We start from the raw sequence: 15,900 nt of genomic DNA, 5'->3' as shown, positions 1-15,900 counted from the left end.
CACATCGCAAAGAAACCGCCGCACCGTTGCCGCCTTTGACCGTTGGGCGAAACCAATGGGGAAGATCCGGGGAAGTGACCCGACCCTTGCCGAAGCGGCCCCGTCTGGCCCGGCAGAGAAGCGTGCCTACTAAATCCCACCAGCTATAGGGGCCAGAGAGACGGCCACGACAGACTGGGGACCGCCGATGCGGCGGGCTGGGTGAGAACCCCAGGGGGAAGGCGGATGGCCCACGTTACGGGCAGCGCGTGGATACGGATCGTCAGTGACGGGCTTTCTCTGGCCTCCAGCAGGCCTCTCCCGCCAGAGGGAGACGTTTCAATAGCGGGGGGAAGGACGCGGGTCGCGGCCCATAAAGATAGTTTAATGGTTGAACTAACGGCAAGGAGCAGACGAAATGAACGCACTTCATAAGATCAGCGCGCAGACCCTCGCGCAGTACAGCCCGGCCGAAGCGCGGGCGTGGGAGAGCGTGTACCGGGCTGGGTATCGCCGGGAGTTCGGCGGGCTGCGGAATCCGAAGGCGCGGCTGCCGGCCTCACCCTTGGCAAACCCGGTCAAGATCAAGCCCGCAGTGGTGAAGGCGGCGGCGCGGACGGAACAGGTGCTGGCGATGGCGTCCAAGCCGGTGTCGTCCTGGGACGTTATGGCGGCGCTTAATTGCAGCAAGGCGCAGGCGCTGCGTTCGCTTCGTGATCTGTGCAAGCGGGGTCTGATCGAAAAAATCCGTTCCGCGCGTGGTGGGGGAGATGGCGGCAACAGGCCGGCGCTTTTCATTTCGGCGACTGCGCAGAGGGAGGCAGGGGAGTGACCTGGTATCTTGGCATTACAACAACCCGGCACATCGCCCCGTCGCCAGGGGCGGACAAGGAGCGCGGCGAGTTCGCTGTAGAGCGCCAGCTTCGCGCCCTCGGCCTTGAGGCAGTGGCCCCACGCAGGATCGAGTTCAAGCGGCAAGGCAAGAAGCGCTACGCCGAGCCGGTCACATCGGCCTACCTCCCGGGCTATATCTTCGCAGAGATCCCCGCGGCTATGTTCACCAAGGCAATCCAGTGCCGCGGCCTCAGCCCGTCACTGATGGCCGTAAGCCCGCAGGAGGTGCGCCGGCACGTTCAGCCCTTCCTGAGCAAGGTGGAGCAGGAGAACGCAGAGGCACAGCGCATCATCGACAGCCGGGACCGGGCGGCCATGTGCCAGTTCGAGCCTGGCGCGGCGCTGGAGGTGCTGGCGGGGCCGTTCATGGACAGGGCAGCGAACTTTGTGCGGATGGTGCAGGCGGCGCATGACCTTCACCCGATGATCGAGGCAGAGGCGGAGATGTTCGGGCGCTCGGTGAAGGTGCGGATTGACCCACTGGATGTGAAGGGGGTGGCGTGATGGATGCGCTAACCGCCTATCTTATCAAGCGCCCGATACTCTGCGCTGCATTTTCAGCGCTAGCCTTGGTTGACCTGGCGAACTGCATCAGGCTTGAGCACTTGGACTGGCCAATCCCTGCATTTGCAGCTTGGGGAATGGCCTATTTGGTAAGGCCCACAACCCCTTGATGCAACGTCCAGATGTGGTATAGTCACGGGCAAGGCCGCACCTGGATTGCTCCGGTCGTGCCCGACCACGCGCCCCCGGTTTCGGAACTGAGGAAAGGGCGCGTGCTACTGCATTTCGAGGCTGACAAGCGGGGAAAGACCCGCATAGCCGCTTTTTGGCGGGACGATATCCGGTCGGGGCGGCATCCTCGCAAAACCGAGCCTCACACACCTTTCTCAGCACATCCCCGGCACCAGCACAGGAGCAGGCATGGCCAAGCGTCCCGTAAAGCTGTCACTGCACAAGAATACCATCGAGCGCCGCAACCAGAGGGCCAAGCGGGATGAGATGGTGTCCTCGGCCCGTGAGATCGGCACTCAGGACGTTGTGGCTTATGCGATTGTGGCAATCACCTCCAACGGGAACGCCGTATGCCGGTGGGACACAGGCGGCGCCGTGCCTCTCTGTGCATTCGACGGGATGATCTGCCGCGCCCTTGAGCAGGATATTGAGACAAGCGGCGTAGAAGATGATTGGCGGCCCAGCCTGACAGAGCGGCTGCGCACCCCTGGCAGCTAACGGCATTCTCAGCACAGGAGCCTGAACTATGGCAACAGTCCACGTAACCTATGGAAGCGCGATGGGCGGCGGCGCTCCAGTGCTTGCGCCGGCACCAGACAAGGCGGAAGAAATCACGTCCTCTGGAACAACTCAGCAGGGGTCAGAGACCGCACCGGGCGGCGCGTATGCGTCAGTTTGCTCTGATGGCGGGTCTGTCTATGTGGTTTTCGGGCAGAACCCGATTGCCTCAGCATCTACAAGTTACATGGTTCCTGCAGGCGGTTGCCGCGACTTCGGCCCACTGAAGGAAGGCGACAAGATCGCCGTGATTGACGTCTAATCAAACTTCAACAGCGGAGGTTGCCCCCTATGAGCGGCGATAACGCGACCATGAATGAAAAACAGAAGCGTTTCGCGGAAGAATACCTGATCGACCTGAACGCTACGCAGGCGGCAATTCGTGCTGGGTACAGCGAGAAAACAGCCGGCCGTCAGGGCTTCGACCTCTTGAAAAAACCTGAAATCCAGAAGGCTGTTCAAGAAGGCATGGAGCGGCGGGCCGAGCGCACCGAGATCACGCAGGATCGCGTTCTGCAGGAACTGGCGAAGGTGGCGTTCTCCGATCTGCGCAAGGTGCTGACGCCAGGCGGCGCGCTGATCGATGCGCAAGATTGGGATGATGATGTGGCGGGGTTCATCAGTTCTGTTGAGGTGGTGAAGAAGCCAAGCGGCGAGCAGGACGAGGAAGGCCGGCCGATTGTCGAGCATGTCCACAAGATCCGGGCTTGGGACAAAATGGCGGCGCTCGAAAAGCTGGGCAAGCATCTAGGAATGTTCGTTGACCGGAGCAAGCATGAAGTGTCCGGCCCTGACGGCGGGCCGATCCAGACCGAAAGTGGCTCGGGCAAACTGGCGGCTTTTTTGAACACCCTTGCAGACCGCGCCAGTGAATGAGTTCTCTTGCCGAGCGCCTGGCCGCGCTCCCCGCCGATGAGAGGGCGAAAGCTCTATCGCAGCTTACCGATCAGGAGGCCGCGGCCCTTCTTTTCGATTGGCGTGGCTTTCTGGCGCGGCAGGATCAGGTAGCGCCAAGTGGCGATTGGGACGTCTGGTTGTGCCTAGCGGGCAGGGGATGGGGCAAAACCAGAACCGGTGCCGAGTGGATCAGGGAGCAGGTGCAGGCAGGGGCGAAGCGCATAGCTCTCATTGCGGAGACGCAGAAAGACCTTGAGGAGGTCATGATCAACGGGGATTCAGGATTGTTGTCTGTATTCCCAGAGCATGAGCGTCCGCACGTTCGCTTTAAGCCGGTGCGGGTGACGTTCAGGAATGGAGCTGTGGCCCTGGGCTACAACGCGACTGAGCCGAACCAGCTTCGTGGCCCTCAGTTCGATACCGCATGGTGCGATGAGTTAGCTAAATGGCGCTATGCCCGCGAAACATGGGATATGCTGCAGTTTGGCTTGCGCTTAGGCGACCATCCGCGTGTGCTGGTCACGACGACCCCTAGGCCCACTGAACTGGTCAAGGCAATGGTGGCTGGGCAGGAAGGCAAGGTGCATGTCACCCGCGGTAGCACCATGGACAACAGGGCCAACCTCGCAAAGGCGTTCTTGCGCAAAGTGGAACAAAGGTACGCCGGCACACGGTTGGGCAGGCAGGAACTAAACGCGGAAATCCTGGGAGACCTTCCTGGCGCTCTATGGTCGCAAGGTGGTATTGACGCATACCGGGTATCACGGGCACCGGATCTGCGCCGCACAGTGATTGCAATCGACCCGGCCACGACCAACACAGAAGAAAGCAACGAGCACGGCATAGTCGCGGTGGGTGCAGCGGGATCAGATCAGGACCAAGCCGGGTATGTTCTGGAGGACGCCAGCCAAGGCGGCTCCCCGGCAGATTGGGCGAAAGCCGCGGTTGCGCTGTATCACAAGCACCAGGCTGATGCGATTGTCGCGGAGGTTAACCAGGGTGGCGACATGGTTGAGCATACCATTCGGACGGTAGCCCCTCACGTCAATGTTATTCAGGTCCGCGCAACCCGCGGCAAGCACGTCAGGGCCGAGCCGGTGGCGGCGCTGTATGCGCAGGGCAGGGTTCGGCACGTAGGGCAGATGCCCGAACTGGAAAACCAGCTCACCCAATTCACCAATGAAGGCTATCAGGGCGATAACAGCCCAGATCGGGCGGACGCGCTGGTTTGGGCGTGCACTGAGCTTTTCCCGGACATGGTGGACACAATTCCTGATGTGTCCCGGTTCTACGGCAGCCGCGGAAGCGGCGGAGGGTTCCTAGCATCATGAAGCATCAAAAGCTGCTGAAACTCGCCCGCTCGCGCATGGCGGAGTCCATCGAGGCAGACCGTGAAAACCGTCTGGAGGAACTGGACGACCTCGAAAAGCTGGTGGGCAAGCAATGGCCCGAGGATATCCGCCGCGAACGTGAGAGCGAGAGCAAGCCGTGCCTCACGATGAACCGGCTGCCGCAGTTTGTGCGCCAAGTGACTGGCGACATTCGCCGCATGAACCCGGCAATCAATGTTATTCCGGCGGATGATGAAGCCAGCGGCGATATTGCCGAGATCTACGAAGGCTTGATCCGGCAGATTGAGTATTCCAGCAACGCCAGCCGCATCTATGAGCGCTCGGCGGAGCAGGCCGCGGCAAGTTCTATCGGATGGTTTCGCATCCTCACGGACTACGAGAGCGACGACAGCTTTCTGCAGGAGATTAAGCTGAAGGGTATCCGCAACCCTCTCAGCGTCTATTGCGACCCGACCGCGGAATTGCCGACCCGAGAGGACGCAGGGTACATCTTCATCACCGAGCAAATGGCGCGGGATGAGTTCGAAGCGGCATATCCGGGGAAAAAGGCCGTAGACGTTGAGGCCGATGGCGCAACCGACGGTCTGGAGCACTGGCAGGAAAACGACAAGGTTGTTGTCGCGGAATACTACTGGAAAGAGCCGGTAGAGCGGGAAATTGTTCTGCTTCAGAGCGGCGAGGTGATCCCGGCGGAGAAGTTTGTGGCGCCGATGCCCCTGGCGAAGCGCCGCAAGGTCAAGTCGCACAAGGTCATGTGGGCTAAGCTGAGTGGGCAGGAGGTGCTTGACGGGCCGCAGGAGCAGCCTTGCCGCTATATCCCGGTTGTGGCTGTGACAGGGGAGGAATGGCACGTTGGCGACCGCGTCCACAGGTCCAGTGTGATCCGTTACGCCAAAGATGCGCAGCAGATGTACAACTATTGGCGATCTGCACAGACCGAATTTGCCGCGCTGCAGCCGAAAGCGCCGTACATTGTGACCGCCAAGCAGATTGCCGGGCTTGAGACCTTTTGGAATCAGGCGAACCAGAAGAACCGACCATATCTGCCATACCACCCCGACGAAAAGGCCCCGCCGCCGCAGCGAGCGACCCCTCCGATCAGCTCACAAGCCATGTTCGAGCAGGTCATGAGTGCGGCAGAGGATCTGAAGGCCACCACCGGCATCTATGACAGCGCGCTTGGCAACGCCAGCAACGAGAAATCAGGCGTTGCGATCCGGCAGCGCCAGATGGAAAGCGACGTGTCCACCTCAATCTACTCCGACAACATGGCGGAGGCTATCGGAACGGCCGGGCGCATCATCGTGGACATGATCCCGAAGATTTACGACACCAAACGCACGATCCGCATCTTGGGCCAGGATGATGCGGAGAAAATGGAGCGCATCAACGAGCAGCAGATTGGCGTGTCGCCGGATGGCACGCTTATGGCAATTCCGGTCAATGACCTGACCGTTGGCAAGTACGATATCCGTGTGAATGTCGGCCCGAACTACGCAACCCGTCGCCAGGAGACCGCAGAGGGGATGCTGGAATTCATCCGGGCTGTCCCGGGTGCGGCGCAAGTCACGGGTGACCTCATCGCTAAGTCGATGGACTGGCCGGATGCCGACCGCTTTGCAGACCGCCTCAAGAAGGCATTGCCCCCGCAGTTCCGGGACATGGAGGACCTGTCGCCAGAGGAAAAGAAACAGATGCAGGCAGCCATGGAAGAGCAGGCCAAGGCAGAAGAAATGCAGATGGCGGCCCAGCAGACCGAGATGCGCAAAGCGGACGCAGAGGCCACAGAGGCCGAGGCGGATGCGCAAAAGGCGCAGACAGAGGCCGCAACAGCCTCGTTGGAATTGGCCCTTCAAAACGGCCAGCTTGACGCGGCGATTTCGCAGCTCGTGCAGCAGCAAGTCGCCCGTGCCCTTCAAGGGCTAATGCAACAGGGGCAAGGCCCCATTTTCTAAGGAAAATCGAGCAATGACGGAAGAAGCGCAGGCAGCCCCGGAAGCGGGAGCAGCCCCGGAAGCCGTGACCCCTGAGGCAGATCAGGCGTCGGAAGCGACGGAAAACACAGAAGGGCAGACCGATGCGGAACAGCCCGCCGAGGATGACGGGAAACCGGAGGCCGAGGAAAAAAGCGAGCGCACAACGCGGAACCAGCGCCGAAAGGCGCAGATGGACCGCGTGAAGCAAGAAGCCAAGGAAGCCCAGGAGCGGGCAGACAAGGCGGAGCGTGAGCTGGCGCGCCTCAAGGGCGTGGAATCTACCCCCCCAAAGATGGAGGACTTCACGGACCACGACGAATATCTTGCGGAGCTTTCGGCCTACAAGGCTGAGCAACGAATGAACAGCCGTCAAGTCCAAGAAGCCGAGCGCGAGGCCGCAGAGAGCAAGAAGCAGACCGAGGATGTGCAGAAGCGTCAGGCAGAGGAAGCCGCCCAGAATTGGGCAGCCCAGTCCGACGAAGCGCGCACCCGATACGCGGACTTCGATGCTGTCGTGCAGGCCCCTGACGTTTCAATCACCCCGGACATGGCGCACCTTATCGCGTTGTCCGACAACGGTGCTGACGTCGCCTATCACTTGGGGATGAACAAGGAGCTGGCGCGCGAACTCGCGCAGATGCCGGCGCCGGAACTCGTTGGGGCAATGCGGATGCTGGAACGCACCGTGACAGCGCAGACGCCCAAGCCCCGGACCACCACCCAAGCCCCTGCACCCGTGAACCCGGTCAAAGGAAAATCGTCGGGGTTGAAAGACCCCAAGGATATGACGATGGCCGAATACAAGGCCGCGCGTGCAGCAGGCAAAATCTGAGGAACTGAGGAATGGCTAATGCCCTCATCACCCCCAGCCTGATCGCCAAAGAGGCGCTGATGCAGCTGGAAAACAACCTGGTCATGGCGAACCGCGTGCACCGGGAATACAAGAAGGAATTCACCGGCGGGCAAGGCGATACTGTGTCGATCCGCCGTCCGGTGAAATTCTACACCGCTGACGGCGCGACCCGCGTGAACCAGGACGTCGAGGAAAAAAGCACCTCGATCACCGTGGATCAGCGCAAGCACGTCTCCTGGAAGTTCACGACCCAGGATCTGACCCTGTCCGTCGAGGAGTATTCGGAGCGCTACATCAAGCCCGCCGCCATCACCCTGGCGAACACCGTGGACCGGTCCCTGATGGGCCTGTACTACACCGCCTGGAACTCGGTCGGCACCCCCGGTACCACCCCGGCCAGCTTCGCAAATGTGGCGGATGCCGCACAGCGGCTGGACGAAATGGCGGTTATGTCGGATGGCCGGTCTATGGTCATGAACCCGGCGGCGCACTATGCCGTTGCGGGCAATCAGCTGACCCTGGATAGCGTCGGCGCAATGGGCAAATCGGCCTATGAGCGCGCGTCTGTCGGATATGTGGCGGGTTTCGATACCTTCTCGACCCAGAACGTGCAGTCCCACACCGTGGGCGTTGCCACCGGCACCCCCCTGGTCAATGGCGGCGCGCAGAATGTGACCTATGCAGCTGCCACTGGGGCGACCTGGTCGCAGACGCTGAACACCGATGGCTGGACGAACTCCACCACCGGTATTCTGAAGGCGGGTGACGTGTTCACCATCGCTGGCGTCTACGCTGTGAACCCGGTTCCGGGTGAAGGATCGACCGGCAAAACCGTGATGCCGTATCTGCAGCAGTTCACCGTTCTGGCAGATGCGGACTCCGGCGCGTCCACCGGCCCGGCGGCTCTGACCATTTCGCCGCCGATTATCACCAGCGGCCCGCAGCAGACCGTCGGTGCGGCGCCAGCCGATGACGCGGCAATCACTGTTCTGGGCACCGGCGGCACGGCCTATCCGCAGAACATGGGCTTCCACAAGAACGCCTTTGCGCTGGTGACTTGCCCGCTGCAGATGCCGGATGGCGTGGCCTTCAAGGCGCGTGAGAGCCACAACGGCCTGAGCATTCGTGTTGTCAAAGACTACGACATCGACAGCGACGAGGACATCATCCGCCTGGATATCCTCTATGGCCGCAAAGCGATCTACCCGGATCTGGCTTGCCGGCTCTGGGGTTAAGGCAAACACCGGGGCTGTAGCGGCCCCGGTTTTCTTTCATGACCGAGAAGGCAGAAACCATGACCGAGAAGGCAGAAACCAAAGGCGTCCCCCAATGGGGATATCGCTTGGTGGATGGCGAGGTTGAGGCCAAGCTGTTCCCTGAGGGCCGGCCATCGAAGGGCTGGCAGGACACCCCCGCAAAACTGAAGCGCAAGGGCTAACCCATGGCGACCATGCGGGATATCGTCACGCGGGCGTATCGCAAGGCCCGGATTGCGGGGTCCGGCGAGAGCCTCGAAGCTGAGCAGGCCGATGAAGGCAACGAGCAGTTGAACGCCATGCTTCATGAGTGGAAGCTGCGCGGCGTCGATATCACGCACACTGACAAGGGCCTCAGCGACACTTTCCCGCTTGGACCGGAGTACGAGCATGGCACCGTCCTGCTTTTGGCGGAGGCGGTTGGGCCGGAATTTAATCTGCCCGCCAGCTTCAATGCGGATGACTTTTTCCGTGCGATCCAAGCCGCATATCTGACCATCGACACCGTGTCGTTTGACAAGGCTGTGACCGAGGTGCCGAGCAAGAAAGAGCGCGACGGCACGCTTGGGTATCAATGGCGGTGAGGTACTAATGCCCCTGATCCCCTTCGCGCGGCAGAGCAAGGATGAGCCGGGATACAGCGGCGAGCGCCTGAAGAACTACTTCCTGCGGCAGGCGGACGGCATTGCTCCCGCAGTTGTTCTGGGGCGCTCCGGTCTGCTGAGCAAGTACAGCCTCGCCGGGCCGGTGCGCGCCATGGAGGACCTGAACGGCACGGTCTACGCTGTTGCCGGAGGCCGGGTCTACAGGATCAGCGGCGGAACGGCCACGGATGTTGGCGGCGTACTGGATGACGTGAATACCCAAATGGCATCCAGCAGCGATGAGGTCGCCATTGTCGCTGGCGGAAAATACTACATTTGCAACGGCACCACGACCACGGAATACACCACAGGCGCAGTCACCAGCCCGATAGGTGTTGCCTTCCTGGATGGCTACTTCCTTGTGATCGGCACCTCAGGGGGCCGCGCGGATGCTCTGACGATCAGCGGCCTGGATGATGGCACCACCTTTGACGCGCTTGACTTCGCCTTTGCGGAGAGTTCGGCAGACCGGCTGGTAGGAATTGTTGAGGACCACGGGGAAATATGGCTGTTTGGCAGCAAGACGATTGAAATCTGGTTCAACAGCGGGAACGCGGCGTTTCCGTTCGAGCGCAACACCGGAGCCAGGATCGAGCGCGGCGCGGTGGCCGGCACGATGGCAAAAGAGGACAACGCGGTGTTCTGGGTGGGGCAGGACAAGCGCGCCTATCGTTCCACCGGATCCTCTCCCACGGTGATCAGCACCAGGGAGATTGAAAAGACCATCGCCGCGGGTACGCTGAGCCGGGCGTTCATCGTGGATGACAGGGGCCACAAGTTCTTCGTGATCCGACTCACCGGCCAGCCTGCAGTGGTTTACGACATCACCACGGGCCTGTGGTGCGAGTTCTCCACCGGGGTAGGAGAGGTGGCCTTCGCCGGGCTGTGCAGCGTGCGGGAGACGGACGGCGATTTCCTCGTCGGTACAAGCACGGGTGCCGTTGCCACTTTGGACAAGGAAACGTTTCAGGATCTCGGCGGCGTGCTGGAGGCAGAGGCAATTTCCCAGCCGGTGGCGGAGGCAGATTTCTTCACCATCAACCGCGTTCACATGAACATCGACTCCGGTGATGTTGACGCCACAGGCCGGGTAATGCTGCAGGTCAGCAAGGACGGCCACACCTGGGGCCTGGAGAAATGGCGGAATCTGGGCGCTCTGGGGCAGCACTTCCGCCGGGTGACATGGAACGGGCTTGGCACCTCCCGCCGGTTTCAGTTCCGGATCCGGATTACCGACGCAGTGCAGCGCGACATAAACGGGGCGAAGTATGGCTAAGCTGCCGTCATTCCGCCCGCGGCAGTTGATCGGCTATGTCGTCGGAAACGAGGTTCTTCCGGATATCCGGTTTCTCCGGTTTCTGGACCAGCTTCTGAACCAAACCAACACTCAGGAGGGCCAGCGGCCGCCAACCGGATCTCTGCTTCCAACACTCGCCAGCACGGAGCCGTCAGACGGTCAATGGCTCCTGTGCAATGGGCAGTCGATCAGCACCACGAGCTACCCGGAACTGTTTGCGATCATCGGCTACACCTTCGGCGGCTCGGGCGCGAGCTTCAGCCTGCCAGACGCAGAGGATTTGATCCTGATGGGTGCGGGCGGTGCTGCATCACTTCTCGGAACCGCCGGCGCGCTGACACAAACGCTTTCGGCAGCCAACATGCCGGCACACACGCACGGGATTACGGACCCGGGCCACACGCACACCTTCACCGGCACGCCTCACAATCACACAATCACGGATCCCGGGCACACACATAGCGTGGACCAGGCCGCGGGGGCGGCGGATGCCGCGACGGGTAGCGATGTGACCTCGGCCACAGGCGGCGGGACGACTGGCAGCAGCACAACCGGCGTGACGGTCAACAATGCAACGGCGGGCGGCACCAATGCCAGCGCCACAACAGGCATCAGCGTGGATAGCGCAGGTTCGGGCACAGCTTTCAGCATCCTGCCACCGGTTCTGGGCGTGAATTTCCTGATCAAGACGTGATGGCAGAGCAGATCAGCGCGCAGGAGGCGCGGGAGTTCTTCCAAGACCAGTCCCAGCAGATCGGTTTTCTGCCGGAGGACATAACAGACGAGCAGCCACTGGAGTTCTGGGCGTGCGGGCCGATCTGCGGGGTGTTTGCTTACGGCCTGTGGCCGGGCGTCTGGACTGCGCACTACGGCGTCAAGCCCGAGGGCTGGGGGCGGCTGAAAGAGCCGGCGCTCGATGTTCTCAGCGCCTTTTGGGACAGCCGGGAGGTTCACCTGATCACCGGGTGGACACCAGAGGCTAACCGACCCGCCATCGCCTTCGCGCGAAGGCTGGGTTTCTTCGAATACGGACGAATGCCGACACCAGACGGCGATGTAATCTTGCAGGGGTGGAAAAAATGCCAGTAGGAGCACTTATCGGCGGTTCGCTAATTGGCGGAGTGGCCAGCGCCTCCAGCGCATCCAAGGCCGCCAAGGCGCAGACCGCCGCCGCGGATCAGGCGAACCAAACCCAACGGTACATTTTCGACCGCAGCGTGGAGCTGACAGAGCCTCAGCGCAAGCAGGGCTTGAACGCATTGTCGGCGCTCTCTTACGAGCTTGGCCTTGCCGACCGACCGGAGAGCAAGGACTATCAGATTGCGGAGGTGTTCACACCAGGCACTCCGGCACAGCCTGGAAATGCTCTCCAGCCGAACCACGATGGGCTGTTTTTCAACCCATACACCAAGAGTTGGAGCCGGAATCGTCCACCTTCGATTGGCGGGATGGCGGCCACCCCGGACACAACGACGTATATGGTCGGGGATAGGTCTTTCGACAGCCGTGGCGCAGCGCAAGACTGGATTGATGAAAATCAAGGGTTTGACTACCGGGGGTTCCAGGAAACGCCGGGCTTTCAGTTCAATCTGGACCAGGGCAACAAGGCAATCGAGCGCATGGCCGCGGCCCGGGGCCTTCGCCTGTCGGGCGGCACGCTGAAGGCCGGGGCAGACTATGCATCCGGTCTCGCATCGAACGAATACGGCAACTACCTGAACCGCCTCGCGGGCATGGCCGGGGTCGGGCAGACCGCCACCAATCAGCAGATCGGCGCAGGCCAGAACTATGCAGGCGCTGTGAGCCAGAACGCACTGGCGGCAGGCAATGCCCGGGCCAGTGGATACATGAACCAGGCCAACGCCCTGAACAGCACGATTGGCGATATCTCCGGGATTTACACACTGGGCAAAATGGGGGTGTTTAGCTGATGGGACCGAATGTGCTTGGCAGTGTGGCGCGGGCAGTCGGCACCGGGAACGCGCTGGCGCAGTTTAACCGCAACCGGCGGCTGGATGATGTGTACCAGCAGCACGGCGCGGGGATTGCGCAGGGCAACCAGAATGCCTTGGCGGCTTTGGCTGGCGTGGACCCCATGGCTGCGCTGCAGGCGCGGAACACGCATCAGGCGATGGACCTGCGGCAGCAGTCGGCCGACCGGCAGGCGCAGGAGCTTGACATGAAGCTTGAGCAGTACGCGCGAAGTCTGAGTGCCACCGAGGCAGCGCAAAAGGCCGCCGAGCTGGAAGGGGCACTAGCAAAGGGCATTCCGCTTTATCAGAGTGGAAACCTCGAAGACCTGAATGCATTGATCACCTCAGTTGGCGAGCAGCCTCTTGAGAGCCTGGATCAGTTCCCGGCATTTGTCGCGCCATATGAGAACCTGTTGGACAAGTTGACCAAGGTCAGGGAGTTCAGCGCCCCGCCGAAGCCGCTATCGTCAGCAGGCAAGACACAGGCGGACATAAATGCGGGCCTTCTGCCAGCAGGTACGCCGCTGACCAGCAAAGGCACCACCGTCAACGTCAACACCGGCGATCCGGCCAACCAGCTTCCAATCGTGGACAAGCCACCGAAGGGGTTCCAGCGCCGCTGGGACGCTGACCGCGGCACGTTTGTTGACGAACCCATCCCGGGCGGCGACGTGGAGACCGAGCGGAGCGATGCGGGCCGGAAGTCGGACCTTGCGCAAGCCGGTTATCAGCGCAAATCCGACATTGTGAACTCCAATATCGACAAGGCGATGCAGATGCTTGATGAGAGCGGTCGCTGGGTCGCTGGGTTCGGGTCTATGCTCTCCGGCGTCCCGGAAAGTGGTGCGCGCGACTTCCAGGCAGTGCTTGATACCGTCAAGGCCAACCTAGGCTTTGAGGAACTGCAAGCAATGCGTGATGCTTCTCCAACTGGAGGGGCGCTTGGTGCTGTTACCGAAAAGGAAATTGCTTTCCTGCAGGCCATTCAGGGCAACCTTGACGCCGCGCAAAGCCCGGCGAGACTTCGGTCCGTCCTGCAAGAGATTAAAGACCGTCGTGCGGAGTTTGCCGCCGAACGCGAGCGCATCCTGTCGAAAAACCAGACTGCTGCTCAGGCTGCCGAACTGCAGGATCGGGTGCGGGGAATGCCAAACTTTCAAACCATGACTGATGATGAACTTGATGCCTTCATCCGGGAGAATGAGCGATGAGCGATGCTCTGAGAGCGGCGCTTGTCGAGAAAGCCAAGCGCGAACTGGCGCGCCGCCGCAGCAGCCAGACGGACGCAGCCCAGCGGAACCCAGATGGCACATACGGCCAACCGCCCGAGGGGGCTTTTCAAAATGCCGCAGGTCAGGTTGTGGATCCAGCATTGCAGGCCGCGCAGGACGAGCGCGTGATTGCCGCCTATCCGGTTGCCGGTCGAGTGCAGGAAGCGGTGCAGGGCATCCCTATTCTTGGTGAGTTTGCTGACGAAACAGTAGGAGCGTTGGGGCAACCTGAAACTGCAGATACCATGCGTCGGGTATCGGACGCCTTTGAACGTCAGCGCCCCGGACAATCCATGGCGCTGAATATCGGCGGCGGTGTCGCTTCGGCAATCCCACTGGCGGCGGGCGCAGCGGGAGCAAAGGCGGTGGACTTTGTGTCTCGCGGCGGGAATGCACTCACAAGAGCGTTGCGCGTTGGCGCGGTTGCTGCTCCGGGCGGCGCGGTCGAGGGTGCGGCGTCTTTTGCCGGCCGCGCTGAGGATGGAGAACGTCTGGCTGAGGCCGGAAAGGGTGCGCTGATTGGTGGCGGCATGGCGGCGGCGCTTGGACCCTTCGCAAGTCTCATCGGTGAGGGCGCGACCGCCATGGCGAAGCGCATAAAGCGGCTGGACGTTCGCACCATCGCGGACGAATTCGGTCTAAAGCCGGAGGCGGCCCGGGTGGTAAAGCAGGCTCTGGCAAATGACGACCTCGATGCAGCGGCGGCGCGGCTGTCCCAACTTGGGGATGATGCCATGCTCGCAGATGCTGGCCCGGGAACTGCCGCACTGCTGGACGCAAGCGCCAACACAGGCGGCGCTGCGCTGCGTGTCGCGCGTGACGCAGCAGAAACCAGGGCAACACAGGTGGGGCAGCGCCTCGGTCAAACCCTCGATGGGCTTCTAGGCAAGCCTGGCGGTGTGAAGGCGGCAGCGCGCGATATTGCCTCAGAAACCTCCCCGGCGCGGCAGGCGGCATATGATCTGGCCTACTCCAAGCCGATTGACTACGCGGCGGCATCAGGACGGAAGGTTGAGGAGGTGCTGTCCCGCGTCCCGGCCCGCACTATGCAGTCAGCGGTGCAGGAGGCAAACGACGCCATGACTGCGGCGGGACTGCGCAACCAGCAGATCATGGCTGAAATCGCCGACGACGGTAGCGTGGCGTTCCGTGAAATGCCAAACGTTCAGCAACTCGATTTCCTCAAGCGAGCGCTGGACGACGTGGCGCGCGGCAATACTGACCAGTTCGGGCGCTTTACTGAGGCTGGCAACCGCGCCCGGCGTCTCGCCGCGCAACTGCGGGACTCCGTCCGTGAGGCTGTGCCGGAGTATGGGCGCGCTCTGCGGATCGGAGGCGACAAGATCCAGCGCGACGAAGCCCTGGCGCTGGGTAAAAATATGCTGTCCAGACGCACCACGCTGGAGGACGTGCAGCAGTTCATGCGCCAAGGCGTGTCAGCGGAAGCCAAACAGGCGCTGCGTCAAGGGCTTCGGGAGGGCATCGAGGAAGCGCTGTCCAATGTGCGCCGCACGATCACCGACCCGAACACCGACGCTCGCGAGGCTATGCAACTGGTCAAGGAAATGTCCAGCCGGGCCAACGTGGGGAAGCTGCAGCAAATCCTAGGTACGCAACGCGCCAACAGGCTACTTCAGGAGTTGGATCGGACCGCTGCGGCGCTTGAACTGCGCGCGGCCATAGCCACCAACTCGAAAACCGCCATTCGTCAGTCGATCCAGGAGCAGGTGTCCGATGAGGCCGCCCCGGGAATGGTGCGCCGCACCGCAGGCAATATGGGCAACCCGCTGGAAGCCGCTCAGGACATTACCCGCACCATCACCGGGATTGATCCACGCAGCATGTCTGCGCGGGAAAAGGCCATCTTCGATGAAATCTCCGACCGCTTGGTAAATATCCGCGGTGAGGAGGCGCAGCGCGCACTTGCAGCGGTTCGCCGGGCGATGGCTGGTCAGCCTCTCAAGAACGCAGAGGCGGCCCTTATCGGTCGCGTGGCGGGAGGATCTCTTGGCCTTGGCTCTTATCAAACAGGGATGCAATCCCTAGAGACGCAATAGAGATAGAAGCGCAGGCGGTCAGGAATACGGCCATGCCTGCGGCTTCATAGATCAATTTCAGCCCCCAGCCGACGAAAAACACGGACAAAGGGGCGTTGATCAGAACAACGGCAATCGCCGCGTGAATGAGGAACCTGCGCATCCACCAAAGATGTGCG

17 protein-coding genes are annotated in these 15,900 nt (G+C 61.6%); all 17 read left to right on the top strand.

Annotated elements, in window-relative coordinates; translation table 11 throughout:
• Positions 1-397: 397 nt before the first annotated feature.
• The 17 genes from RA26_RS01580 to RA26_RS01500 all read left to right on the top strand — a co-directional run bounded on the left by RA26_RS01580 (position 398) and on the right by RA26_RS01500 (position 15,742).
• The gene (locus RA26_RS01580; RefSeq protein ID WP_039178834.1) at positions 398-811 is read left to right on the top strand and encodes a winged helix DNA-binding protein; all 414 of its coding nucleotides are present in this window, start codon (positions 398-400) and stop codon (positions 809-811) included.
• A complete protein-coding gene (gene nusG, locus RA26_RS01575) occupies positions 808-1,377 on the top strand; it encodes a transcription termination/antitermination protein NusG (protein WP_039178831.1) in 570 nt (189 codons plus the stop codon). Before RA26_RS01580 ends, nusG begins: the two co-directional genes overlap by 4 nt.
• A 420-nt stretch (positions 1,378-1,797) precedes the next feature.
• On the top strand, positions 1,798-2,106 hold the full coding sequence (locus RA26_RS01570) for a hypothetical protein (protein WP_039178829.1): 309 nt from the start codon (positions 1,798-1,800) through the stop codon (positions 2,104-2,106).
• Positions 2,107-2,134: 28 nt separating this feature from the next.
• The gene (locus RA26_RS01565; protein ID WP_152612537.1) at positions 2,135-2,428 is read left to right on the top strand and encodes a hypothetical protein; all 294 of its coding nucleotides are present in this window, start codon (positions 2,135-2,137) and stop codon (positions 2,426-2,428) included.
• A gap of 29 nt (positions 2,429-2,457) precedes the next feature.
• A complete protein-coding gene (locus tag RA26_RS01560; protein ID WP_206540419.1) occupies positions 2,458-3,042 on the top strand; it encodes a terminase small subunit in 585 nt (194 codons plus the stop codon).
• A complete protein-coding gene (locus RA26_RS01555) occupies positions 3,039-4,394 on the top strand; it encodes a DNA-packaging protein (protein WP_039178823.1) in 1,356 nt (451 codons plus the stop codon). The genes RA26_RS01560 and RA26_RS01555 overlap by 4 nt, the downstream gene beginning before the upstream one ends.
• Entirely contained in the window at positions 4,391-6,370 is a 1,980-nt protein-coding gene (locus RA26_RS01550; protein WP_039178822.1) for a portal protein, read from the top strand. Before RA26_RS01555 ends, RA26_RS01550 begins: the two co-directional genes overlap by 4 nt.
• A 13-nt stretch (positions 6,371-6,383) precedes the next feature.
• A complete protein-coding gene (locus RA26_RS01545; RefSeq protein ID WP_039178818.1) occupies positions 6,384-7,223 on the top strand; it encodes a hypothetical protein in 840 nt (279 codons plus the stop codon).
• An 11-nt stretch (positions 7,224-7,234) separates the two neighbouring features.
• Positions 7,235-8,479 (top strand): P22 phage major capsid protein family protein, encoded by a 1,245-nt coding sequence (locus RA26_RS01540; protein ID WP_039178816.1) that lies wholly within the window; start codon positions 7,235-7,237, stop codon positions 8,477-8,479.
• Positions 8,480-8,517: 38 nt separating this feature from the next.
• Positions 8,518-8,682, top strand: coding sequence for a hypothetical protein (locus RA26_RS22890; protein WP_193747571.1), 165 nt, complete (start codon positions 8,518-8,520; stop codon positions 8,680-8,682).
• 3 nt (positions 8,683-8,685) lie between these two features.
• Positions 8,686-9,084, top strand: coding sequence for a hypothetical protein (locus tag RA26_RS01535; RefSeq protein WP_039178813.1), 399 nt, complete (start codon positions 8,686-8,688; stop codon positions 9,082-9,084).
• Between the two features lie 7 nt (positions 9,085-9,091).
• Positions 9,092-10,420 carry a packaged DNA stabilization protein gene (locus tag RA26_RS01530; protein WP_039178810.1) on the top strand — a complete coding sequence of 443 codons (1,329 nt, stop codon included), beginning with the start codon at positions 9,092-9,094 and terminating at the stop codon, positions 10,418-10,420.
• Complete coding sequence (locus RA26_RS21980) at positions 10,413-11,135, top strand: phage tail protein (protein WP_052272271.1); 723 nt, start codon at positions 10,413-10,415, stop codon at positions 11,133-11,135. Before RA26_RS01530 ends, RA26_RS21980 begins: the two co-directional genes overlap by 8 nt.
• Positions 11,135-11,530 (top strand): N-acetyltransferase, encoded by a 396-nt coding sequence (locus tag RA26_RS01515; protein WP_039178805.1) that lies wholly within the window; start codon positions 11,135-11,137, stop codon positions 11,528-11,530. The genes RA26_RS21980 and RA26_RS01515 overlap by 1 nt, the downstream gene beginning before the upstream one ends.
• Positions 11,521-12,372 (top strand): hypothetical protein, encoded by an 852-nt coding sequence (locus tag RA26_RS21975; protein ID WP_152612536.1) that lies wholly within the window; start codon positions 11,521-11,523, stop codon positions 12,370-12,372. Before RA26_RS01515 ends, RA26_RS21975 begins: the two co-directional genes overlap by 10 nt.
• Positions 12,372-13,625, top strand: a complete 1,254-nt coding sequence (locus RA26_RS01505; RefSeq protein WP_039178802.1) for a hypothetical protein — start codon at positions 12,372-12,374, stop codon at positions 13,623-13,625. The genes RA26_RS21975 and RA26_RS01505 overlap by 1 nt, the downstream gene beginning before the upstream one ends.
• On the top strand, positions 13,622-15,742 hold the full coding sequence (locus RA26_RS01500) for a hypothetical protein (protein ID WP_039178799.1): 2,121 nt from the start codon (positions 13,622-13,624) through the stop codon (positions 15,740-15,742). Before RA26_RS01505 ends, RA26_RS01500 begins: the two co-directional genes overlap by 4 nt.
• The last annotated feature ends 158 nt before the right edge of the window (positions 15,743-15,900 follow it).

The organism is Leisingera sp. ANG-M7 (assembly GCF_000813965.1).
Taxonomy (GTDB): domain Bacteria; phylum Pseudomonadota; class Alphaproteobacteria; order Rhodobacterales; family Rhodobacteraceae; genus Leisingera.
This window is presented reverse-complemented; position numbering and strand designations above follow the sequence as displayed.

Bases quoted from the DNA above. Each gene is read 5' to 3' on its own strand.
- RA26_RS01515 (WP_039178805.1), top strand. From the start codon at position 11,135: ATGGCAGAGCAGATCAGCGCGCAGGAGGCGCGGGAGTTCTTCCAAGAC.
- RA26_RS01560 (WP_206540419.1), top strand. From the start codon at position 2,458: ATGAGCGGCGATAACGCGACCATGAATGAAAAACAGAAGCGTTTCGCG.
- RA26_RS01550 (WP_039178822.1), top strand. From the start codon at position 4,391: ATGAAGCATCAAAAGCTGCTGAAACTCGCCCGCTCGCGCATGGCGGAG.
- RA26_RS01535 (WP_039178813.1), top strand. From the start codon at position 8,686: ATGGCGACCATGCGGGATATCGTCACGCGGGCGTATCGCAAGGCCCGG.
- RA26_RS01555 (WP_039178823.1), top strand. From the start codon at position 3,039: ATGAGTTCTCTTGCCGAGCGCCTGGCCGCGCTCCCCGCCGATGAGAGG.
- RA26_RS01570 (WP_039178829.1), top strand. From the start codon at position 1,798: ATGGCCAAGCGTCCCGTAAAGCTGTCACTGCACAAGAATACCATCGAG.
- RA26_RS21980 (WP_052272271.1), top strand. From the start codon at position 10,413: ATGGCTAAGCTGCCGTCATTCCGCCCGCGGCAGTTGATCGGCTATGTC.
- RA26_RS01580 (WP_039178834.1), top strand. From the start codon at position 398: ATGAACGCACTTCATAAGATCAGCGCGCAGACCCTCGCGCAGTACAGC.
- RA26_RS22890 (WP_193747571.1), top strand. From the start codon at position 8,518: ATGACCGAGAAGGCAGAAACCATGACCGAGAAGGCAGAAACCAAAGGC.
- RA26_RS01505 (WP_039178802.1), top strand. From the start codon at position 12,372: ATGGGACCGAATGTGCTTGGCAGTGTGGCGCGGGCAGTCGGCACCGGG.
- RA26_RS21975 (WP_152612536.1), top strand. From the start codon at position 11,521: ATGCCAGTAGGAGCACTTATCGGCGGTTCGCTAATTGGCGGAGTGGCC.
- RA26_RS01545 (WP_039178818.1), top strand. From the start codon at position 6,384: ATGACGGAAGAAGCGCAGGCAGCCCCGGAAGCGGGAGCAGCCCCGGAA.
- RA26_RS01565 (WP_152612537.1), top strand. From the start codon at position 2,135: ATGGCAACAGTCCACGTAACCTATGGAAGCGCGATGGGCGGCGGCGCT.
- RA26_RS01530 (WP_039178810.1), top strand. From the start codon at position 9,092: ATGCCCCTGATCCCCTTCGCGCGGCAGAGCAAGGATGAGCCGGGATAC.
- RA26_RS01500 (WP_039178799.1), top strand. From the start codon at position 13,622: ATGAGCGATGCTCTGAGAGCGGCGCTTGTCGAGAAAGCCAAGCGCGAA.
- RA26_RS01540 (WP_039178816.1), top strand. From the start codon at position 7,235: ATGGCTAATGCCCTCATCACCCCCAGCCTGATCGCCAAAGAGGCGCTG.